Genomic DNA, 20,816 nt, shown 5'->3' on the forward strand with positions numbered 1-20,816 from the left:
GCCGGGACCTCAGGCGAGCGCGGCCCGGGGGATCCGGGCGGCCCGCTGGGTCGGCGCAGCCGAGGCCCGTGCGCGGGGTTCGGCCTGCGGACGCCCGATGAGGTTGCCCTGCACCAGGTCGACCCCGAGTCGGGCCAGCGCGGTGAGCTGGGAGCGCTGCTCGACGCCTTCCGCGACGACCTCGAGCCCATGGACCTCGGCGAGCGCGACGACGGCGCGCAGCACGGCCAGACCGCCGTCGGTCGCACAGTCGTCGATCAGGGACTTGTCGATCTTCAGCACGTGCAGCGGCAGGCGCCCGAGCCGTGCGAGCGAGTTGTAGCCGGTGCCGAAGTCGTCGAGGGCGATCCGGGCACCCCGGGCGGCGAGCTCCGCCAGGACCGCGCGGACGTGGTGCATGTCGTGCACGATCGCGGTCTCGGTGACCTCGATGGTCAGCCGGTCCCACGCGTCGGTGCCCCAGGACTCCTCGATGTGGCGCAGCACGTCGGGCTCGTCGAGCTGGCGGGCAGCGACGTTCACCGCGACCGGCAGGCCGAACCGCTCCATGCCGACCCGGGCCGCAGCGAACATCTGCTTGCCGACCTCGACGATCAGGCCGGTCTCCTCGGCGAGCGGCAGCCAGGACGCCGGTGCCCGCAGCGTGTCGCCGTCCTGCCATCGGGCGAGCACCTCGAGGCCGACGACCTCGAGTGTCGCGGGGTCGGCGACCGGCTGGAAGTGGGCGATGATCCGCCCGTGGGCCACGGCGGTCTCGAGCTCGGCCGTGATGGCGGCCCGGTCGGCCTCGCGCTCACGGAGCAGGTCGTCGAAGTAGGCGACGCCCGCGTGGGTGCGCCGGGCCTCCGCCATCGCGCGGTCCGCGTGCCGCTGGAGCGTCCCGGGGTCGCGCGTCGTGGCGTGGGCGATGCCGACCGTGAGGCTCGTACGCAGCGCCGACCCCGTCGCCGCGCCGAACTCCGCGCGGAGCTCCCGGCCGGTCTCGCGCAACCAGTCCGTGCTGTGCTCGCCGACCAGCACGGCCGCGAACTCGTCGCCACCGACCCGGGCCACGAACACCTCGCGACCGACCCGCTCGGCGAGCGAACGCGACAGGTGGTGCGCGGTCTGCACGAGGAGCTCGTCGCCGGCCCGGTGCCCGAGGCGCTCGTTGGTGTTCTTCAGGCCCTCCACGTCGACCAGCAGGAGCGCGACGCCCTGGCCCCCGCAGAGCACGTCGGTGAGGTGGTCGTCGAGCGCGGTCCGGCTCGGCAACCCGGTGAGCAGGTCGAAGAACGCGGCCCGGTGCAGGCGCTCGGCGAGCGCGTAGCGTTCGGCCGCGGTCGAGACGAGGCGTTCGAGGTCGGTGAGGAAGTCGCGTGCCTCCGCGTCGGGCTCGACCTGGGTGACGATCTCGGTGACGAGGCGGTCCTGGCCGGCGGGGCGGATCCGGCCGTGGACGGTCGGGTCGGCGAGGGCGGCGCGGGCCTCGCTGCAGGCCCGGCCGAGCAGCGCGTCGGCCTCGGTGCTCAGCCAGGCGTCGTTCGCGACCGCCGCGAGTGCGTGCCGCAGGGCCGCCCTCCGCGTCGCGACGCGGTGCAGGGCGCTCATCCGCTCGGCAGCCATGACCTGCAGGCCGATCACCAGCGGCAGGGCCCAGACGCCCTTGAGCAGCTCGGTGACCGCGGTGGGCGGAGGGACCGACGAGGCGACCAGGAGCGCGGCGGACACGAAGCCGGTCACCGCGAGGAGCCCACCGACCGGCGTCATGCGGGATCGCCGGAGCACCGCGGCGACGTACCCGGCGATGGCGGCGAGCGGGACCAGGTGGATCGCCGGTGACAGGGGTCCGTACGCCGGGAGCTGACCCGCGACGAAGGGACGGTGCACGAGGTCGGTCGTGAACCACAGGACGGTGGCCACGCCGTACCAGGCCGCCGCGCCGGAGACGAGACCGCGCACGGACGGCCCACCGGTGGACGCCTGGAGCGCCGGGAGCCCGAGGACCACGGCGGACGCGAGGGCGAGGAACCGCAGCGCCAGGAGCGCCTCGGTCCACGCGGGGTCGGCCACGAGCCCGAGGAGTCCGTTCACCAGCCCGACGACGGCCAGGGCGGCGCTCCATGCGAAGACCCACACGAGCTGGCGCGAGGAGAGCCGGTGGCGGCGGGGAGAGCCGTCGAAGCTCAGCCACCCGGTCTCGAGCACGACGAGACCCAGGACGGCACCGGCGACCACGCACTGCAGGGCCACCGACCAAGCTGGGACAGAACCGGACACAAGGGTCCTATCGGTGCACCCTGTGAGCTGCTTGAGGACCTGGGAGTACTCCTATCAGGTGATTTGACTGTCAGCGGGTCGAGATGTGACCGAATCGGTGCCGGGTCCGTGACACCGCCTGCTCGCGCAGCACGGTGCGCAGCTCCCGGGTGCCGCTGGCCAGCACGGGCCCGTCGAGCACGGTGACCTCGCCGACCCGAGCCGTTGCCGCTTCGCGCAGCCCGTCGACGTCGCCCACCACGCGCACCCGGCCGGTGACCTCACCGGAGGCGACGCGCGCCGCGAAGGTCGCGTCGTCCTCGTCGGCCTGACGGCTCTCGGTCACCGGCACGCCCGCTGCCGCGGCAGCAGCGCGCACCCGGGCCACCTGCGCGGCCGAGGCGCCGCGCCCGACCCGGATCCACAGGTGGGGGACCGGCAGGTACCGCAGCGTGTTCTCCTCGACGGCGAGCCCGGTGGGGTCGGCCGGGGCGAAGACCGTCGTGAGGACGCGAGCGTCGTCGGCCTTCGCCGCGGCGAGCCAGGCGTCGTCGTCCTGGACGGTGCGGTCGGACCAGTCGCCCAGCTGTGCGACGTACCCGGGTCCGCCCGCCTTCGCGCCGGGGCCGACCACCGACGCCTTCCAGCCGCCGAACGGCTGGCGTCGCACGATCGCACCGGTGATGTGCCGGTTGACGTACGCGTTGCCGACCTCGACGTGGGCGAGCCAGTGGTCGATCTCGGCCTCGTCCAGCGAGTGCAGGCCCCCGGTCAGACCGAACGCCGTGGCGTTCTGGACGGCGATCGCCTCGTCGAGGGTGTCGACCCGGATGACGCCGAGCACCGGGCCGAAGCACTCGGTCAGGTGGAAGAACGAGCCGGGCTCGACCCCGTGCTTGACGCCTGGCGTCCACTGCCGGCCCTCGTCGTCCAGGCGCCGCGGCTCGACCAACCAGTGCTCACCGGGGTCGAGCGTGGTCAGGGCACGCAGCAGCTTGCCGCGGGCCGGTTCGACGAGCGGACCCATCGTCGTGCCGATCCGCGTCGACGGGCCGACGGCGAGCGAGGCCACCGCGTCCGCGAGCTGGCGGCGCAGCCGGTCCGAGCGTCCGGCCGAGCCCACGAGGATCAGCAGCGACGCCGCCGAGCACTTCTGCCCGGCGTGGCCGAACGCAGAACGCACCACGTCCGCGACTGCGAGGTCGATGTCCGCGGCGGGCGTGACGATCAGCGAGTTCTTGCCGGACGTCTCGGCGATCACCTGGAGGTCCGGACGCCAGCCCGCGAACAGCTGCGCGGTCTCGATCGAGCCGGTGAGCAGCACGCGCGTGACGTCCGGGTGCGTGATGAGCCGCCGGCCGACCTCGTTCTCGGGCACCTCGAGGACCTGGAGGACGTCCGGGTCGAACCCCTCGTCGGCGAGCGCGCGGCGCACGGCCGCGCCGGTGAGCGCGGCGCACCGCGGCGTCTGAGGGGCGGGCTTGAGGATCGTCGGCGAGCCGGCGCCGAGCGCCGCCATGGCCGAGCCGATCGGGATCGCCAGCGGGAAGTTCCACGGCGGCGTGACGACGCTGACCCCGCGCGACGTGAACGTGGCAAGCGGGTCGCTGTCGAGCTCGGTCGTGCGCTCGGCGTAGTAGCGAGCGAAGTCGACGGCCTCGCTCACCTCGGGGTCGGCCTCGGCGACGGTCTTCCCGGCCTCGTGCGCGGCGATCTGGACGAGCGCGCCGCGCGCGTCCTCGAGGTGGTCGGCGGCACGACGCAGCACGGCCGCCCGGCGGTCGGCGGGCACCGCGGCCCAGGTCGGCGCGAGCTCGGCCGCCCTCGCGACGGCGGCATCGACCGTGGGGACGTCCGCGGCGAACGCCGGGGGCTCGACCTGCGGGGCCTCGGCGAGCAGCCGCGCCGCCCACGCTCGCGAGGCGGGCACGGCCGGGTCCGTGTCCACGGCGTTGTGGAACCCGGACCCGGCCGGCGCGAGCGGACGGCCCCGTCGGGGCGTGGTGTCCAGCGACCCGGCCTCGCGCATGGAGGCGAGGAACCGCTCACGCTGGCCGTCCAGACCGGTCGGTCCGCCGTCGTCGGCGACCGCGGGGTGGTCGCCGCCGAAGATCGCGTGCAGGAAGTTCTGCCCCGCGGCGTTCTCCTCGAGCCGTCGCACGAGGTAGGCGATCGCCACGTCGAAGTCGTGGGCGGCGACGACCGGCGTGTAGAGCAGCACCGAGCCGTGCACGTCCCGGACCGCACGGGCCTGCGACGGCGCCATGCCCTGGAGCATCTCGATGTCGACGTCCGCGACGACGCCGCGCTCGGCCGCGAGCAGGTGCGCGAGGGCGACGTGGTACAGGTTGTGGCTCGCCACGCCGATCCGGGCCGCCGCGGTGCGCTCCGGGTCGAGCGCCGTGTCGAGCATCCGCACGTAGTGGGCGTCGACGTCGCCCTTGGTCGGGTACGGCGCCTGGGGCCAGCCGTGCAAGGCGGCCTCGACCTGCTCCATCGCGAGGTTCGCGCCCTTCACGAGCCGGATCTTGATCCGGGCGCCACCGGCGGCGACCCGTGCCCGGGCGATCCGGGTGAGCTCCTCGAGCGCGTCGGACGCGTCCGGGAGGTACGCCTGCAGGACGATGCCGAGCTCGCTGTCGCGCAGGTCGGGGTGCGCGCAGAGCTGCTCGAAGACCTGCACCGTCAGTGCGAGGTCGCGGTACTCCTCCATGTCGAGGTTCAGGAACGTGCCCGCGTCGCGGGCCGCCCGGTACAGGGGGAGGAGGGTCGCCACGACCCGGTCCCGGCTGCCCGCGAGGTCCCAGGTGGACAGCTGGCTGGCCACCGCCGAGACCTTGATCGAGACGTAGTCGACATCCGGCCGGCGGACCAGAGCCGTGACCCGCTCCAGGCGGGACGCGGCCTCGGCCTCGCCGAGCACCGCCTCGCCTAGCAGGTTGAGGTTGAGCCGGAAGCCGTGCGCGCGAGCGGCCGCGATGTGCCGGTCCAGGTGATCGGCGTCGGCGACGAGATGGCCGACGAGCTGCCGCAGCCGGGCGCGCGCGGCCGGGACGACGAGGCCGGGGGCCAGTGGCCCGAGCACGCCACCCGCGCGCAGCAGCGTCCGGTCCAGGAGCCCGACGAAGGTCGCGGCGCCGGCGTCCTTCGCGAGACCGGCGAGCTCGCGGGCCGCCACGGCGTCGTCCTCGGGCCGTGCGACGCGGTCGACGAACGTCAGCGCCACGTCGAGCCCCGCCGGGTCGCCGACGAGGGCGGCGAGGCGGGCCGCGGCGCGCCGCTCGGCGCCCGAGCCTCCCGCGGTGGCCTCGATCCACTGGTCGGCGAGGGCGAGGACGGCGGGGGTGAGGTCGGTGAGCGTCGTCATCTCTCCAGCATGCGCCGGGCGGGCCGGGCGCGTCTTGCACGCATCCGGCGCCCGAGCCGCGGGTTTGCGCCGTGCGTGCGTCGTGCCGGTTCCGGCCGGCGTCGCGGCCGACGTCGCGCCCCGGAAACCTGCGAGCGGTACCGTCCCGCCATGGTCGAGCGGGCGGGGTCGAAGGCGCTGCTCGACGCCCTGGATCCCGCGCTGCGGGCGTTGTTCGACCAGCTCGGCGGCACCATGTTCTGCGCGAAGGACCTGCAGGGCCGTTACGTCGCGGTGAACCAGGCCTTCGTGGACCGCACCGGACGGTCGTCGGTGCGCGACGTCGTCGGCCGACGCGCCGAGGACCTGTTCGTCGCCCACCTCGCCGAGCACTACAACGCGCAGGACGAGGCGGTGATCGCCTCGGGTCACCCGCTGCGCCGCGAGCTCGAGCTGATCTGGCGGCCCGGCGGGGTCGCGGGGTGGTACCTGACCTCGAAGGAGGTCGTCGTCGTCGACGGCGAGGTGATCGGTCTGGTGAGCGTGTCGGAGGACCTGCGCCGGCGCGACGCGGCCGACGCCGTGATGACCTCGCTGGAGCGCGTCGCGGCACTGCTCTCGACGCGGCCCCCGGGGCCGGTGCCGGTCGCGGAGCTCGCGGCGGTCGCCGGGTGCTCGGCGTCCACGCTCGAGCGCCGGATGCGGGCCGTCTACGGGCTCTCGCCGCAGCAGCACGTGCTCCGGACCCGCGTCGACCGGGCCGCGGCACTGCTGTCGACGAGCGACCTCCCGCTCGCCGAGGTCGCCGTGCGGTCCGGCTTCTACGACCAGGCCGTGCTCACCCGGACGTTCGGGCGTCTGACCGGTGAGACACCCGCGCAGTTCCGGCGGCGTGCCCGCGGCGGTGGGCTGCCGGTCCGCTAGGGTTGCCCGGACAGACATCCTTTAAGGCCCGTCCAGTGAGGCGGGGAAGGAGGTCGGCAGATGACTGCTGCCCCGACGCCCGGATCGCGCGAGGTCCTCGGACCCCAGGAGATCTCCCGGGCACTCATTCGCATCGCGCACGAGGTCCTCGAGCGGAACGCAGGCGCCGAGAACCTCGCGGTCCTCGGCATCCCGACCCGGGGACTGCCCCTCGCCCGCCGCCTCGCCGCGGTGATCGCCGACGTCGAGGGGGTGGACGCCCAGGCGCTCGTCGGCGAGCTCGACGTGACGATGTACCGCGACGACCTGCGCCGCCATCCGACCCGCACGATCGGCGCGACGACGCTGCCCGCCGGCGGGGTCGACGACCGGGTCGTGGTCCTGGTCGACGACGTGCTGTTCTCCGGCCGGACGATCCGTGCCGCCATGGACGCACTGGCCGACCTCGGGCGGCCGAGCGCGGTGCAGCTCGCGGTGCTGGTCGACCGCGGTCACCGTGAGCTGCCGATCCGGGCCGACTACGTCGGCAAGAACCTGCCGACGTCCCGGACCGAGAAGGTCGCGGTCCGGCTGGTCGAGGTCGACGGCGTCGACAGCGTGCGGATCGAGAACGAGGAAGGGGACCGCTGATGCGCCACCTGCTGTCCGTCGCGGACCTCGACCGGGACGCCGCCGTGCTGGTGCTGGACACCGCGGCGGAGATGGCCAAGACCCAGGGCCGCGAGATCAAGAAGCTGCCGACGCTGCGCGGCCGCACCGTGGTGAACCTCTTCTTCGAGGACTCGACCCGGACCAGGATCTCGTTCGAGGCCGCCGCCAAGCGGCTGTCGGCCGACGTCATCAACTTCTCGGCGAAGGGCTCGAGCGTCTCCAAGGGCGAGTCGCTCAAGGACACCGCCCTGACCCTGCAGGCCATGGGCGCCGACGCCGTGGTCGTCCGCCACCAGGCGTCCGGCGCGCCGCACCGGCTGGCCAACGCCGGCTGGCTGGACGCTGCTGTGCTCAACGCGGGTGACGGCACGCACCAGCACCCGACCCAGGCGCTGCTCGACGCGTTCACGATCCGCCGGCACCTGCGCGGCCCGGACGTGGGGGACCCGGACGGTGTGGGCGCCGATCTGAGCGGCTTGCACGTGGCGATCGTCGGCGACGTGCTGCACTCGCGCGTCGCGCGGTCCAACGTCGGCCTGCTGACCACGCTCGGCGCGCGGGTCACGCTGGTCGCGCCGCCCACGCTGGTGCCGATCGGCGCCGATCGGTGGCCGTGCGAGATCTCGTACCACCTGGACGAGGTGCTCGACTCCGGGCCGGACGCGGTGATGATGCTGCGGGTCCAGCGCGAGCGGATGGGTGGTCCCGGCCTGGCCGGCGCCGCGACGTCGGCGGGCTTCTTCCCGAGCCCGCTGGAGTACACCCGGCAGTACGGCCTGGACGCCCGGCGCCTCGCCCGCCTGCCCGAGCACGCCATCGTCATGCACCCCGGTCCGATGAACCGGGGGCTGGAGATCTCGGCGGACGCGGCGGACTCGCCGCGGGCCGTCATCGTCGAACAGGTCGCCAACGGGGTCGCGGTGCGGATGGCCGTGCTCTACCTGCTGCTCGCCGGCGACCGGGAGAAGGGGACCGAGGCATGAGGCACCTGCTGCGAGGGGTCGCGCCGCTGGGCGGCGCGCCGACCGACCTGCTGCTCGCGGACGGGGTGATCGTCGCGCTCGGGGCGGACGCCGCGCGCGAGGCCGGCGACGCGACCGTCGTCGACGGCGGCGGGCTGGTCGCGCTGCCAGGTCTGGTCGACCTGCACACGCACCTGCGCGAGCCGGGCCGGGAGGACGCCGAGACCGTCGAGACGGGTTCGCGCGCCGCGGCGCTGGGCGGTTACACCGCGGTGCACGCGATGGCCAACACCTCCCCGGTCGCGGACACCGCCGGTGTGGTCGAGCAGGTGCTCCGGCTCGGCCAGGACGCCGGGTGGGTGGACGTGTTCCCGGTCGGCGCAGTGAGCGTCGGGCTGCGCGGCGAGCAGCTCGCCGAGCTCGGCGCGATGGCGCAGTCGGCGGCTCGCGTGCGGGTGTTCTCGGACGACGGCATGTGCGTGCACGACCCGGTGCTCATGCGGCGCGCGCTGGAGTACGTCAAGGCGTTCGACGGTGTGGTCGCCCAGCACGCGCAAGAGCCTCGGCTCACCGCCGGGGCCCAGATGCACGAGGGCGTCGTGTCCGCCGAGGTGGGGCTCGCGGGTTGGCCCGCGGTCGCCGAGGAGGCGATCATCGCCCGCGACGTGCTGCTCGCCCAGCACGTCGAGTCGCGGCTGCACGTGCTGCACCTGTCGACCGCCGGTTCGGTGGAGATCGTCCGGTGGGCCAAGGCCCGCGGCATCGCGGTGACCGCCGAGGCCACGCCGCACCACCTGAGCCTGACCGACGACCTCGCGCGCACCTACGACCCGCTGTACAAGGTCAACCCGCCGCTGCGGACCGCGGAGGACGTCGAGGCGGTCCGGGCCGGGCTCGCGGACGGCACGATCGACGTGGTCGGTACGGACCACGCGCCGCACACCCGCGAGGACAAGGACTGCGAGTGGGCCGCGGCGGCCTTCGGGATGACCGGGCTGGAGACCGCACTGGGCATCGTGTCCACCACGATGGTCGCGACCGGTCGGATGACCTGGGCGGACGTCGCCCGGGTGATGTCGCACACACCGGCGCGGATCGGCCGGGTGGACAGCGGTCCGCGCGCCCAGGGGCGCCCGCTCGAGATCGGCGAGCCCGCGAACGTCACGCTGGTCGACCCGGCCGCGCGCTGGACGGTCGACCCGGCAGCGCAGGCGAGCACGAGCCGCAACACGCCGTACGGCGGCATGGAGCTCACCGGCCGCGTCGTCGCGACGTTCCTGCGCGGACGACCGACCGTCCTGGACGGCGTCCTCGTCGCGGAGGGGGTCGCGTGAGCGGGGCGCTCCTCGTCCTGGAGGACGGCCGCTCGTACCCCGGCGACGCGTTCGGCGCGACCGGAGAGACGCTCGGCGAGATCGTCTTCAACACCGGCATGACCGGCTACCAGGAGACGCTCACCGATCCGTCGTACCACCGCCAGATCGTGGTGATGACCGCGCCGCACATCGGCAACACCGGGATGAACGACGAGGACCCCGAGTCGACCCGGATCTGGGTCGCCGGGTACGTCGTGCGCGACCCCGCGGTGCGGCCGTCGAACTGGCGCTCACGGCGCTCGCTGGACGACGCGCTCGTGGCGGAGGGCATCGTCGGGATCAGCGGAGTCGACACCCGGGCGATCACCCGGCACCTGCGCGAGCAGGGCGTCATGCGGGCCGGCATCTTCTCCGGCGACGCCCTCGTCGACGAGGCCGGGCGCACCCGACGGCTCGAGGACCTCGTGGCACGCGTGCGCAGCGCGCCGCCGATGACCGGGGCCGACCTCGCGGGTGAGGTGAGCGTCGACGAGCGGTACACGGTCGACCCGGTGCCGGGCTCGGTGGCCGAGGGCGCCGAGCCGCTCACCGTGGTCGCGGTGGACCTGGGCATCAAGTCGATGACGCCGCACCGGCTCGCCGAGCGCGGCGTGCGCACGCACGTCGTGCCCTCGACCGCCACCCCCGACGAGGTGCTGGGGCTCGCGCCGGACGGGGTGTTCTTCTCCAACGGGCCGGGCGACCCCGCCGCAGCGACGCACGAGATCGACCTGCTGCGCGCGGTGCTCGACCGCAAGATCCCCTTCTTCGGCATCTGCTACGGCAACCAGCTGCTCGGCCGCGCGCTCGGCTTCGGCACGTACAAGCTCGTGTACGGGCACCGTGGGATCAACCAGCCGGTCATGGACCGCCGCACCGGGAAGGTCGAGATCACGGCGCACAACCACGGCTTCGCGGTGGACGCGCCGCTGACCGGCGAGGCCGTGGCACCGCACGAGGAAGGGCGGTACGGCCGGGTGGTCGTCTCGCACGTCGACCTCAACGACGACGTGGTCGAGGGGCTCGCGTGCCTGGACCTGCCGGCGTTCTCGGTGCAGTACCACCCGGAGGCCGCGGCCGGGCCGCACGACGCGGCCTACCTGTTCGACCGCTTCGTCGAGCTGATGACCGCGTCGACCACCGAGGAGGCCGGCGATGCCGCGTCGTACTGACATCTCCAGCGTCCTGGTGATCGGCTCCGGACCGATCGTGATCGGTCAGGCCGCCGAGTTCGACTACTCGGGCACGCAGGCCTGCCGGGTGCTGCGCCAGGAGGGCCTGCGGGTCATCCTGGTGAACTCCAACCCGGCGACGATCATGACCGACCCGGAGTTCGCCGACGCGACCTACATCGAGCCGATCACCCCGGAGGTCGTCGAGCGGATCATCGAGGTCGAGCGCCCCGACGCCGTCCTGCCGACGCTGGGCGGCCAGACCGCGCTGAACACCGCGATCGCGCTCGACGAGGCGGGCGTGCTGGACCGCTACGGCGTGCGGATGATCGGCGTGAACACGCACTCGATCCACCTCGCCGAGGACCGGCAGGCGTTCAAGGACGTGGTCGAGCGGTGCGGTGCGGAGAGCGCGCGCAGCGTCATCGCGCACACGATGGACGAGGTCCTCGCGGCGGTCGACGAGCTCGGCTACCCGCTGGTGGTGCGTCCGTCGTTCACGATGGGCGGTCTCGGGTCGGGCCTCGCCTACGACGAGACCGACCTGCGCCGGATCGCGGGCGCGGGCCTGCACTACTCGCCGACCACCGAGGTGCTCCTCGAGGAGTCGATCCTCGGCTGGAAGGAGTACGAGCTCGAGCTCATGCGGGACCACGCGGACAACGTCGTGGTCGTCTGCTCGATCGAGAACCTCGACCCGGTCGGGGTGCACACGGGTGACTCGGTGACCGTGGCCCCGGCCCTCACCCTGACCGACCGCGAGTACCAGCGCCTGCGCGACATCGGCATCGCGGTGATCCGCGAGGTCGGCGTGGACACCGGCGGCTGCAACATCCAGTTCGCCGTCGAGCCGGACACCGGCCGCGTCGTGGTGATCGAGATGAACCCCCGGGTGTCCCGCTCCTCGGCCCTGGCGTCCAAGGCCACCGGGTTCCCGATCGCGAAGATCGCCGCCCGCCTCGCGGTGGGCTACACGCTCGACGAGATCCCGAACGACATCACCGGCTCCACGCCCGCGTCGTTCGAGCCGACCCTGGACTACATCGTGGTCAAGGTGCCGCGGTTCGCGTTCGAGAAGTTCCCGGGTGCCGATCCGACCCTGACCACCACGATGAAGTCGGTCGGCGAGGCGATGGCCCTGGGCCGCAGCTTCACCGAGGCACTCGGCAAGGCGATGCGCTCGATCGACAAGGGCGGCTCGGTCTTCCACTGGGAGGGTCCGGCGCCGGCCGGCGACGACCTCGAGGCGCTCGTCGAGCAGATCCGGATCCCCACCGAGCACCGGCTGATCCAGGTGCAGCAGGTGCTGCGCTCGGTAGGCACCCCCGGCGGTCCGAGCGTCGAGGACGTCTATGCCGCGACCGGCATCGACCCGTGGTTCCTCGACCAGGTCATGCTGGTGAACGAGGTCGCGGCCGAGGTCGCCGGGGCCGCCGGTCTGGACCGTGATCTCCTGCGGCGGGCCAAGCGCCACGGGCTCTCCGACGCCCAGGTCGCGCGGCTGCGCGGCATGGGGGAGGAGACCGTGCGCCAGCTGCGGCACGCGCTCGGGCTCCGGCCGGTCTACAAGACCGTCGACACGTGTGCCGCGGAGTTCGCCGCACGCACTCCCTACCTCTACTCGGCCTACGACGACGAGACGGAGGTGGCCCCGCGCGAGCGGCCGGCGGTCCTCATCCTGGGGTCCGGGCCGAACCGGATCGGCCAGGGGATCGAGTTCGACTACTCGTGCGTGCACGCGGCCCTCGCGCTGCGGGACCGCTTCGAGACGGTCATGGTGAACTGCAACCCGGAGACCGTCTCGACGGACTACGACACCTCGGACCGGCTGTACTTCGAGCCGCTCACCTTCGAGGACGTCCTCGAGGTCTACGCGGCCGAGGCGGCCGCCGGCCCGGTGGCGGGCGTGATCGTGCAGCTGGGCGGCCAGACGCCGCTGTCGCTGGCGAACCGCCTCGAGGCCGCGGGCGTGCCGATCATGGGGACGCCCCCGGCGGCGATCGACGCCGCGGAGGACCGCGGTGCGTTCGGCGAGGTGCTGGCCGCGGCCGGCCTCCCGGCGCCGGCGTTCGGCACCGCACGCAACCTCCGGGACGCGACCGCGATCGCCGGGCGGATCGGCTACCCGGTGCTGGTCCGGCCGTCGTACGTGCTCGGCGGACGTGGCATGGAGATCGTCTACTCCGACGAGCAGCTCGCCGAGTACGTGCAGCGGGCCCTCGCGGAGGCGGCGGCCGTGGGTCGCGCCGGCGAGATCCCGCCGCTGCTGATCGACCGGTTCCTCGACGACGCGATCGAGCTCGACGTCGACGCGCTGTACGACGGGGACGAGCTGTACCTCGGCGGCGTGATGGAGCACATCGAGGAAGCCGGGATCCACTCCGGCGACTCGGCGTGCGCGCTCCCGCCGATCACCGTCTCGGCCGCCGAGCTCGACCGGATCCGCACGTCGACCGAGGCACTCGCCCGCGGGGTCGGGGTGCGCGGGCTGATCAACGTGCAGTACGCGCTGGTCTCCGACGTCCTCTACGTGCTGGAGGCCAACCCCCGCGCGAGCCGCACGGTGCCGTTCGTCGCCAAGGCGACCGGTGTGCCGCTGGCCCGCGCGGCCGCGCTGGTGATGGCCGGGTCGAGCATCGCCGAGCTCCGTGAGCAGGGTGTGCTCCCGGCGCACGGCGACGGTGGCCGGATGAGCCTGGACGCCCCGATCGCCGTGAAGGAGGCCGTGCTGCCGTTCCGCCGGTTCCGTACCGCCGACGGGCAGATGGTCGACGCGGTGCTCGGTCCCGAGATGCGCTCGACCGGCGAGGTGATGGGGTTCGACGTGGACTTCCCGACCGCGTTCGCCAAGTCCCAGGCCGCGGCGTTCGGCGGCCTGCCGGAGTCCGGCCGGGTCTTCATCTCGGTCGCGGACCGGGACAAGCGGGCGATCACCTTCCCGGCCAAGCGCCTGGTGGAGCTCGGCTTCGAGATCCTCGCCACCGAGGGCACGGCGGCCGTGCTGCGGCGCAACGGCATCCCGTCCACCGTGGTGCGCAAGTACTCGGCCGGGCGCGGGCCCGACAACGAGCCGACCATCGTGGACCTGATCGCCGGCGGCGACGTCGACATGGTGGTCAACACCCCGTCCGGGCAGGGTGCGCGGGCGGACGGCTACGAGATCCGGACCGCGGCCGTCTCCGGTGACAAGGCGATCGTCACGACCGTCCAGCAGCTCGCGGCGGCGGTGCAGGCGATCGAGTCCCGCAGGTCCGGCCCGTTCGCGGTGCGCAGCCTGCAGGACCACCACCTCGAGCTGCGGGACGGGGTGTCGGCATGAGCTTCGGCACGCGCCTCGCCGCGGCGATGGATGCGCACGGCCCGCTGTGCGTCGGCATCGACCCGCACCCCGGGCTGCTGGCCGCATGGGGGCTCGCGGACGACCCGGTGGGCCTGCGTACCTTCGCGCTCCGGGTGGTCGAGGCCGTCGCCGGGCGGGTCGCGGCGGTCAAGCCCCAGTCGGCGTTCTTCGAACGGCACGGGTCCGCGGGGATCGCGGTCCTCGAGGAGGTCCTGGCAGCGGTGCGGGGGAGCGGCACCGAGGTCATCCTGGACGCGAAGCGAGGCGACATCGGCTCGACCATGGCGGGCTACGCCGACGCGTACCTGCGCGACGGCGCTCCGCTCGCGGCGGACGCGCTGACGGTGAGCCCGTACCTGGGGCCCGGTTCGCTCGATCCGGCGCTCACGGCGGCCCTGGCCGCCGATCGCGGCCTGTTCGTGCTGTGCCTCACCTCGAACCCGGAGGGTGCCGCCGTGCAGCACGCCGGCGGCGCCCGCAGCGTGGCGCTCACGGTGGCCCGATGGGCGGCCGAGCAGAACGCCCCCGCGCGCGCTGCGGGCGAGCCGCTCGGTTCGGTCGGGCTCGTGGTGGGTGCCACGATCGGCGACGCCGTGCAGCGGCTCGGGCTCGACCTCGCCGCCGTGCACGGCCCGCTGCTCGCGCCGGGTGTCGGCGCCCAGGGTGCCGGCGCTGCGGAGCTGACCGCCGTCTTCGGCTCCGCGCGGGGCGCCGTCCTCGCGTCGACCTCGCGCGCCGTGCTCGGTGCGGGTCCCGAGGCGGACGCGCTGCGCGATGCGGCAGCACGCGCCACGGACGAGGCGGCGCTGGCCCTGCGCTGATCGCCGGGCCCCGGGATCCACGAGCGAAACGGGCAGCTCGTCCCGTTTCGTCGGCCTCGGGCCCCGGATCTGCCGCCCTGCTGGTCAGACGGCCGAGCCGCGCCCGAGGCGGGGCGCGTTGCCGATCCCGAGCGGGGTCGCTAGGTTCGTCCCGTCCCACCCCGCTTGACCGAGAAGGTGACACGAGTGGCCCTACCCCCGCTCACCCCGGAGCAGCGCGCCGCCGCGCTCGAGAAGGCCGCTGCGGCCCGGCAGGCCCGTGCCGAGGTGAAGAACCGCCTGAAGTACTCGCAGGGTTCGCTCGCCGAGGTGATCGAGCAGGGGAAGACCGACGAGGTGCTCGGCAAGCTGAAGGTGTCCGCCCTCCTGGAGTCGCTGCCCGGCGTCGGGAAGATCAAGGCCCGCGCGATCATGGCGGAGATCGGCATCTCGGAGAGCCGTCGGCTGCGTGGCCTCGGCCCGCACCAGGCCGAGGCCCTGCTCAAGCGCTTCGGCTGAGTGGCAGCACCACGTCTGACGGTCCTGGCCGGGCCGACGGCGGTCGGCAAGGGGACCGTGTCCGCGGACGTGCGCGCGCGGTACCCGGAGGTCTGGCTCTCGGTGTCGGCGACGACGCGTGCGCCGCGGCCCGGTGAGGTCGACGGCGTGCACTACCACTTCATGTCGGCCGAGCAGTTCGACCGCATGGTCGAGGCCGGCGAGTTCCTCGAGTGGGCCGTGGTGCACGGTCGGCACCGGTACGGCACTCCGCGCGGCCCGGTGCTGACGCATCTGGCCGCTGGTGACCCGGCGCTCCTGGAGATCGACCTGGCCGGGGCCCGTCAGGTCCGCGAAGCGATGCCGGAGGCGCGCTTCGTGTTCCTCGCGCCGCCCAGCTGGGAGGAGCTCGAACGTCGGCTGGTGGGCCGCGGGACCGAGGACGCCGAGGAGCGCGAGCGGCGCCTCGCGACCGCCCGGGTCGAGCTCGACGCGGAGCCCGAGTTCGACCACGTCATCGTGAACGACGACGTGCGGCGTGCCACGGACGAGCTCATCACGGTGATGGGCCTTCCGACACGGTAGACTTGGCAGTCGCGTCGCGGCCGCGCTCCAGCGCGCCGACGCCCGCAGACCTCGATCCCCGAACTACGGAGCGCATCTTCATGGCCGGAACCGTCGCCCAGCCCGAGGGCATCACCGACCCGCCGATCGACGAGCTGCTCGCCGCGGCGGACTCGAAGTACGCCCTGGTGATCTACGCCTCGCAGCGTGCGCGGCAGATCAACGCGTACTACTCGCAGCTCAACGAGGGTCTCCTGGAGTACGTCGGCCCGCTGGTCGAGGCCAAGCACCAGGAGAAGGCCCTGTCGATCGCGATGCGGGAGATCAACGCCGGCCTGCTGACCGTCACGCCCACCGAGGGCTGAGGCGAGGGCCGAGCCCTGCGCATCCTGCTCGGCGTCGCTGCCGGGATCGCCGCGTACAAGTCGGCCCTGCTGCTGCGCCTGTTCACCGAGGCCGGTCACGACGTCCGGGTGGTTCCCACCCGGGCGTCGTTGGAGTTCGTCGGGCGCGCGACGTGGGAGGCGCTGTCGGGTCACCCGGTGACGGTCGACGTCTTCGACGACGTGCCGTCCGTCGAGCACGTGAAGCTCGGCCGTGAGGCCGAGCTCGTGGTGGTCGCACCCGCGACGGCCGACCTGCTTGCGCGGGCGGCCTCGGGCCGGTGCGACGACCTGCTGACGGCCGCACTGCTGACCGTCCGCTGCCCGGTCCTGGTCGCCCCTGCGATGCACACCGAGATGTGGCTGCACCCGGCGACGCAGGCGAACGTCGCCACGCTGCGCGCGCGCGGCATCCACGTCCTCGAGCCCGCGGTCGGTCGGCTCACCGGCCCCGACACCGGTCCGGGCCGGCTGCCGGACCCCGAGGACATCGCCAGGGCTGCGCTGGCGCTCGTCGCGCCCCAGGACCTCGCCGGGCGGCACATCGTGATCTCGGCCGGCGGCACGCGCGAGCCGATCGATCCGGTGCGGTTCCTCGGCAACCGGTCGTCGGGCCATCAGGGCTATGCCCTGGCCCGGGCGGCGGCACGCCGCGGTGCGCAGGTGACGGTCGTCGCCGCGAACGTGGCCCTGCCGGACCCGCACGGCGTCGAGGTACGCCGCGTCGAGACGACGGCCGAGCTCGCGGAGGCCGTGCGGGCCGCAGCGGTGACCGCCGACGTCGTGGTGATGGCAGCGGCGGTTGCCGACTTCCGCCCCGACGAGCCCGCCGCGACCAAGATCAAGAAGGTTGGCGACGGAGCACCGACGATCCGACTCACCCAGACCGAGGACGTGCTCGCCGGGCTCGTGGCCACGCGGCGACCCGGCCAGGTCGTCGTGGGATTCGCGGCCGAGACGGGGGACGCCGACGGCGACGTCCAGGCACACGGCGCCGCGAAGGCCCGGCGCAAGGGCGCCGACCTCCTGGTGGTCAACCCGGTCGGCGTGGGCGTCGGCTTCGGCGACGTCCCGAACGAGGTCACACTGCTGGACGCGGCGGGGCACGTGGTCGCCACCGGTGCCGGTGCCAAGGACGAGGTCGCCGAGCTGGTCCTGGACCAGGTGGTGGCCCGCCTGGTCAGGCCCTGAGCCTCCGCGCAGATACGCTGGTGCGATGACCAACGACTTGCGCCTGTTCACGTCCGAGTCGGTCACCGAGGGCCACCCGGACAAGGTGTGCGACCAGATCTCCGACGGCATCCTCGACGCGATGCTCCGGCAGGACCCGGCCGCGCGTGTCGCGGTCGAGACGATGGTCACGACGGGTCTGGTGCACGTCGCGGGCGAGGTGACCACCGAGGCCTACGTGGAGATCCCGCAGGTCGTGCGCGAGACGCTCAACCGGATCGGGTACACGTCGTCCGAGATCGGCTTCGACGCCCACTCGTGCGGTGTCTCGGTGTCGATCGGCCAGCAGTCGCCCGACATCGCGGCCGGCGTCGACAAGGCGTGGGAGATCCGGCACGACGCGGTGGGCGTCGACGACCCCATCGAGGCGCAGGGCGCCGGCGACCAGGGCCTGATGTTCGGGTACGCGTGCGACGACACGCCGTCGCTGATGCCGCTGCCGATCTGGGTCGCACATCGCCTCGCCGAGCGCCTCGCGACCGTCCGCAAGGAGGGCACGCTCGACTACCTGCGCCCGGACGGCAAGACCCAGGTCACCATCGGCTACGACGGCGACCGCGCCGTGCGGCTGGACACCGTCGTCGTCTCGACCCAGCACGACCCCGACGTGCTGCTCGACGCGACGCTCGCTCCGGACATCGCCGAGCACGTCGTCGCGCCGGTGCTCGAGAGCGTGGACCTGGACACGGTCGGCTACCGGCTGCTGGTGAACCCCACGGGCCAGTTCGTCATCGGTGGTCCTCAGGGAGACGCGGGACTGACCGGCCGGAAGGTCATCGTCGACACGTACGGGGGCATGGCGCGCCACGGTGGCGGCGCGTTCTCCGGCAAGGACCCGTCGAAGGTCGACCGTTCGGCGTCGTACGCGATGCGATGGGTCGCGAAGAACGTCGTCGCCGCCGGGCTCGCGAAGCGCTGCGAGGTGCAGGTCGCCTACGCCATCGGCGCGTCGCACCCGGTCGGCCTCTACGTCGAGACGTTCGGCACCGAGACCGTCCCGGTGGACCGGTTGACCCGCGCGATCCGCGAGGTGTTCGACCTGCGCCCCGGCGCGATCGTGCGGGACCTGGACCTGCTCAGGCCGATCTATGCGCGCACGGCGGCCTACGGCCACTTCGGCCGGGAGCTCGCCGACTTCACGTGGGAGCGCACCGACCGGGTCATGGACCTGCACCACGCCCTCTCCTGACGCGGCGCGGCGGTGGACGACGGCCGCGCGACGGAGCCTCGTGGTGGGATGAGGCCCGTGGAGGTCTCACAGCCCGCGCTCCCGGGGCTCGCGCGACGACGGCGGACGTCCTCGCCGGTCCCGATCGCCGCTGATCGGCCGGTGGCCCGGGTCGTGGTGGACCTGTCGCAGCCGCACCTGGACCGTGCGTTCGACTACCTCGTGCCCGAGGCCATGTCCGCGGGGGTTCGCGCCGGTGTGCGGGTCAAGGTCCGGTTCGCCGGCCGTGACGTCGACGGCTGGGTGGTGGATCGCGTCGAGGACAGCGATCACGAGGGGACGCTCGTCCCGCTGCGCCGGCTCGTGTCGGACGAGGTCGTGCTGGGCCCGCAGGTGCTCGACCTCGCCCGAGCGGTCGCGCGCCGGTGGGCGGGCACGCTGCCCGACGTGCTACGCCTGGCCATCCCGCCGCGGCACGCCCGCGTCGAGCGCGAGGAGTGGCCGACGAGCTCGCCCGCGGGGCCGGCCACGGACGACGCCGTCGGCGGCCGCGATCCGGAGCACCCTGCGCACTCCGCCGCTGACCCTGAGCGCTCGGCGTGGTGGCCCCTGCACGGCGGCGCGGCGTTCCTGCGTCGGGTCGCCGGGGGCGAGAACCCCCGAGCGGTCTGGCAGGCGCTGCCCGGCGTGGACTGGGCCGTTCAGGTCGCCGAGGCGGTCGACGCTGCGCGGCAGGGCGGCCGTGGTGCCCTGGTCGTCGTGCCCTCCGCACGTGAGGTCGAGCAGGTGCTCACCGCGCTCGGCGAGGCCGGCGTCGAGACGTGGACGCCCGGCCGGGACTCGGGGGCGGTCCGACTGGTCGCCGACGACGGTCCCGCGGCTCGGTACCGGGCCTTCCTCGCTGCCGCCCGCGGGTTCGCCGACGTCGTCGTGGGCACCCGCGGAGCCGCCTTGGCCCCGGTCGCCCGACTCGGGCTGGTGGTCTGCTGGGACGACAGCGACCCGCTGCACTCCGAGCCGCGGGCGCCGTACCCGCACGCGCGCGACGTGCTCTCGATGCGCGCCGACGCCGGCGCGGCACTGCTGGTGGGCGGGTACGTGCGCTCGGTGGCGGCGCACCGGTGGGTCGCCGAGGGCACGGCGCACCCCGTGATCGCCGATCGCGCCGAGGTGCGAACCAGGGCGCCGCGCGTCGTTCACCTGGATCGCGCCGAGCTCGCTCGGGAGGGGCCCGCCGCCGCGGCGCGCCTGCCCTCGTCCGCCTGGCGCACCGTGCGCGACGGGCTGGAGCGCGGCCCCGTCCTGGTGCAGGTGCCGCGCGCCGGGTACCTGCCGGGCGTCGCGTGCGCGCGTTGCCGCACCGCGGCGCGCTGCGGCGTGTGCTCCGGGCCGCTGCGGCTGGCCAGCTCGCACGCGGCGCCGGCGTGCGGGTGGTGCGGCGCGCTGGCCGGTATGTGGCGGTGCACGGAGTGCGGTCACACGGGCCTGCGAGCCACCGCCGTCGGCGCGGAGCGGACGGCGGAGGAGCTGGGCCGCGCGTTCCCGGGCGCAGCTCTGCGCCGGTCGTCGGCCCGGACCGGAGTCCTCGACACCGTCCCGTCGTCGCCGTCGCTCGTCGTGGCGACCCAGGGCGCGGAGCCTCGGGTCACGGGCGGGTACGCCGCCGCGGTGCTGCTCGACGCGTCGGTCACCGCCGGACGCCCGGGACTGGGTGCGTCCGAGGCAGCGCTGCGGCACTGGTTCGCGGCGGCCGCGCTGGTGCGACCGTCCGGGGACGGCGGCGTGGTCGCGCTGGTCGGGGAGGTGCCGACGTCGCTCGCCGGCGCCCTGGTCCGGTGGGACCCGGCCGGCTTCGCCGCGCGCGAGCTGGCGGAACGGACGGAGCTCGGGCTCCCGCCGGCCGCGCACCTGGCGACGGTCGAGGGTGAACGCGCAGCGGTGTCCGCGGTGCTCGCGGCCCTGCGAGCGCCGACCACCGTGCGCGGTCCGGTGCCGTCCGGCCCGCTCCCGGACGGCCTCCTGGACCCTGAGCAGTCCCGGCCGGTCCGGGCCGTGCTGCAGACACCGTGGTCCGGAGCCGCCGCGGTCGTGGCCGATCTCGCGGCCGTCGTCGCGACGCGCAGCGCCCATCGGGAGCGTCCGGTCCGGGTCCGGGTCGAACCCGATGACGTGGGGGTCGCCTAGG

15 protein-coding genes are annotated in these 20,816 nt (G+C 74.0%); 13 read left to right on the forward strand and 2 right to left on the reverse strand.

Going from position 1 to position 20,816, the window contains the following annotated elements; translation table 11 throughout:
• Window positions 1–9: 9 nt before the first annotated feature.
• Both OEB99_RS09745 and OEB99_RS09750 read right to left on the reverse strand, forming a co-directional pair.
• Window positions 10–2,232, reverse strand: coding sequence for a putative bifunctional diguanylate cyclase/phosphodiesterase (locus tag OEB99_RS09745; protein ID WP_263509859.1), 2,223 nt, complete (start codon window positions 2,230–2,232; stop codon window positions 10–12).
• 97 nt (window positions 2,233–2,329) lie between these two features.
• Entirely contained in the window at window positions 2,330–5,605 is a 3,276-nt protein-coding gene (locus tag OEB99_RS09750) for a bifunctional proline dehydrogenase/L-glutamate gamma-semialdehyde dehydrogenase (RefSeq protein WP_263509860.1), read from the reverse strand.
• Between the two features lie 150 nt (window positions 5,606–5,755).
• Between OEB99_RS09750 and OEB99_RS09755 the strand changes: the two genes are divergently transcribed.
• From OEB99_RS09755 to OEB99_RS09815, 13 genes are all read left to right on the forward strand, one after another.
• Window positions 5,756–6,508, forward strand: a complete 753-nt coding sequence (locus OEB99_RS09755) for an AraC family transcriptional regulator (protein ID WP_263509861.1) — start codon at window positions 5,756–5,758, stop codon at window positions 6,506–6,508.
• Between the two features lie 60 nt (window positions 6,509–6,568).
• Window positions 6,569–7,138 carry a bifunctional pyr operon transcriptional regulator/uracil phosphoribosyltransferase PyrR gene (gene pyrR / locus OEB99_RS09760; RefSeq protein ID WP_263509862.1) on the forward strand — a complete coding sequence of 190 codons (570 nt, stop codon included), beginning with the start codon at window positions 6,569–6,571 and terminating at the stop codon, window positions 7,136–7,138.
• The gene (locus OEB99_RS09765; RefSeq protein WP_263509863.1) at window positions 7,138–8,142 is read left to right on the forward strand and encodes an aspartate carbamoyltransferase catalytic subunit; all 1,005 of its coding nucleotides are present in this window, start codon (window positions 7,138–7,140) and stop codon (window positions 8,140–8,142) included. The genes pyrR and OEB99_RS09765 overlap by 1 nt, the downstream gene beginning before the upstream one ends.
• A complete protein-coding gene (locus OEB99_RS09770; RefSeq protein ID WP_263509864.1) occupies window positions 8,139–9,455 on the forward strand; it encodes a dihydroorotase in 1,317 nt (438 codons plus the stop codon). Before OEB99_RS09765 ends, OEB99_RS09770 begins: the two co-directional genes overlap by 4 nt.
• Window positions 9,452–10,648, forward strand: a complete 1,197-nt coding sequence (gene carA / locus OEB99_RS09775) for a glutamine-hydrolyzing carbamoyl-phosphate synthase small subunit (protein ID WP_263509865.1) — start codon at window positions 9,452–9,454, stop codon at window positions 10,646–10,648. The genes OEB99_RS09770 and carA overlap by 4 nt, the downstream gene beginning before the upstream one ends.
• Window positions 10,632–13,967, forward strand: coding sequence for a carbamoyl-phosphate synthase large subunit (carB, locus tag OEB99_RS09780; protein ID WP_263509866.1), 3,336 nt, complete (start codon window positions 10,632–10,634; stop codon window positions 13,965–13,967). The genes carA and carB overlap by 17 nt, the downstream gene beginning before the upstream one ends.
• Complete coding sequence (gene pyrF, locus OEB99_RS09785) at window positions 13,964–14,809, forward strand: orotidine-5'-phosphate decarboxylase (protein ID WP_263509867.1); 846 nt, start codon at window positions 13,964–13,966, stop codon at window positions 14,807–14,809. Before carB ends, pyrF begins: the two co-directional genes overlap by 4 nt.
• Before the next feature lie 186 nt (window positions 14,810–14,995).
• Window positions 14,996–15,307, forward strand: coding sequence for an integration host factor, actinobacterial type (gene mihF / locus OEB99_RS09790; protein ID WP_263509868.1), 312 nt, complete (start codon window positions 14,996–14,998; stop codon window positions 15,305–15,307).
• Complete coding sequence (gene gmk / locus OEB99_RS09795) at window positions 15,308–15,871, forward strand: guanylate kinase (protein WP_263509869.1); 564 nt, start codon at window positions 15,308–15,310, stop codon at window positions 15,869–15,871.
• An 80-nt stretch (window positions 15,872–15,951) separates the two neighbouring features.
• Window positions 15,952–16,215 carry a DNA-directed RNA polymerase subunit omega gene (gene rpoZ, locus OEB99_RS09800; protein ID WP_263509870.1) on the forward strand — a complete coding sequence of 88 codons (264 nt, stop codon included), beginning with the start codon at window positions 15,952–15,954 and terminating at the stop codon, window positions 16,213–16,215.
• Between the two features lie 15 nt (window positions 16,216–16,230).
• Window positions 16,231–17,424, forward strand: coding sequence for a bifunctional phosphopantothenoylcysteine decarboxylase/phosphopantothenate--cysteine ligase CoaBC (gene coaBC / locus OEB99_RS09805; protein WP_263510117.1), 1,194 nt, complete (start codon window positions 16,231–16,233; stop codon window positions 17,422–17,424).
• Between the two features lie 25 nt (window positions 17,425–17,449).
• Window positions 17,450–18,652 carry a methionine adenosyltransferase gene (gene metK / locus OEB99_RS09810; RefSeq protein WP_263509871.1) on the forward strand — a complete coding sequence of 401 codons (1,203 nt, stop codon included), beginning with the start codon at window positions 17,450–17,452 and terminating at the stop codon, window positions 18,650–18,652.
• Window positions 18,653–18,793: 141 nt separating this feature from the next.
• Window positions 18,794–20,815, forward strand: a complete 2,022-nt coding sequence (locus OEB99_RS09815) for a primosomal protein N' family DNA-binding protein (RefSeq protein ID WP_318011400.1) — start codon at window positions 18,794–18,796, stop codon at window positions 20,813–20,815.
• The last annotated feature ends 1 nt before the right edge of the window (window position 20,816 follow it).

The organism is Actinotalea endophytica (genome assembly GCF_025717005.1).
GTDB lineage: Bacteria > Actinomycetota > Actinomycetes > Actinomycetales > Cellulomonadaceae > Actinotalea.

Excerpts from the sequence above, each read along its gene's own strand:
- OEB99_RS09750 (WP_263509860.1), bottom strand. The coding sequence starts at position 5,605 with ATGACGACGCTCACCGACCTCACCCCCGCCGTCCTCGCCCTCGCCGAC.
- OEB99_RS09755 (WP_263509861.1), top strand. The coding sequence starts at position 5,756 with ATGGTCGAGCGGGCGGGGTCGAAGGCGCTGCTCGACGCCCTGGATCCC.
- pyrR (WP_263509862.1), top strand. The coding sequence starts at position 6,569 with ATGACTGCTGCCCCGACGCCCGGATCGCGCGAGGTCCTCGGACCCCAG.
- OEB99_RS09765 (WP_263509863.1), top strand. The coding sequence starts at position 7,138 with ATGCGCCACCTGCTGTCCGTCGCGGACCTCGACCGGGACGCCGCCGTG.
- OEB99_RS09770 (WP_263509864.1), top strand. The coding sequence starts at position 8,139 with ATGAGGCACCTGCTGCGAGGGGTCGCGCCGCTGGGCGGCGCGCCGACC.
- carB (WP_263509866.1), top strand. The coding sequence starts at position 10,632 with ATGCCGCGTCGTACTGACATCTCCAGCGTCCTGGTGATCGGCTCCGGA.
- pyrF (WP_263509867.1), top strand. The coding sequence starts at position 13,964 with ATGAGCTTCGGCACGCGCCTCGCCGCGGCGATGGATGCGCACGGCCCG.
- rpoZ (WP_263509870.1), top strand. The coding sequence starts at position 15,952 with ATGGCCGGAACCGTCGCCCAGCCCGAGGGCATCACCGACCCGCCGATC.
- metK (WP_263509871.1), top strand. The coding sequence starts at position 17,450 with ATGACCAACGACTTGCGCCTGTTCACGTCCGAGTCGGTCACCGAGGGC.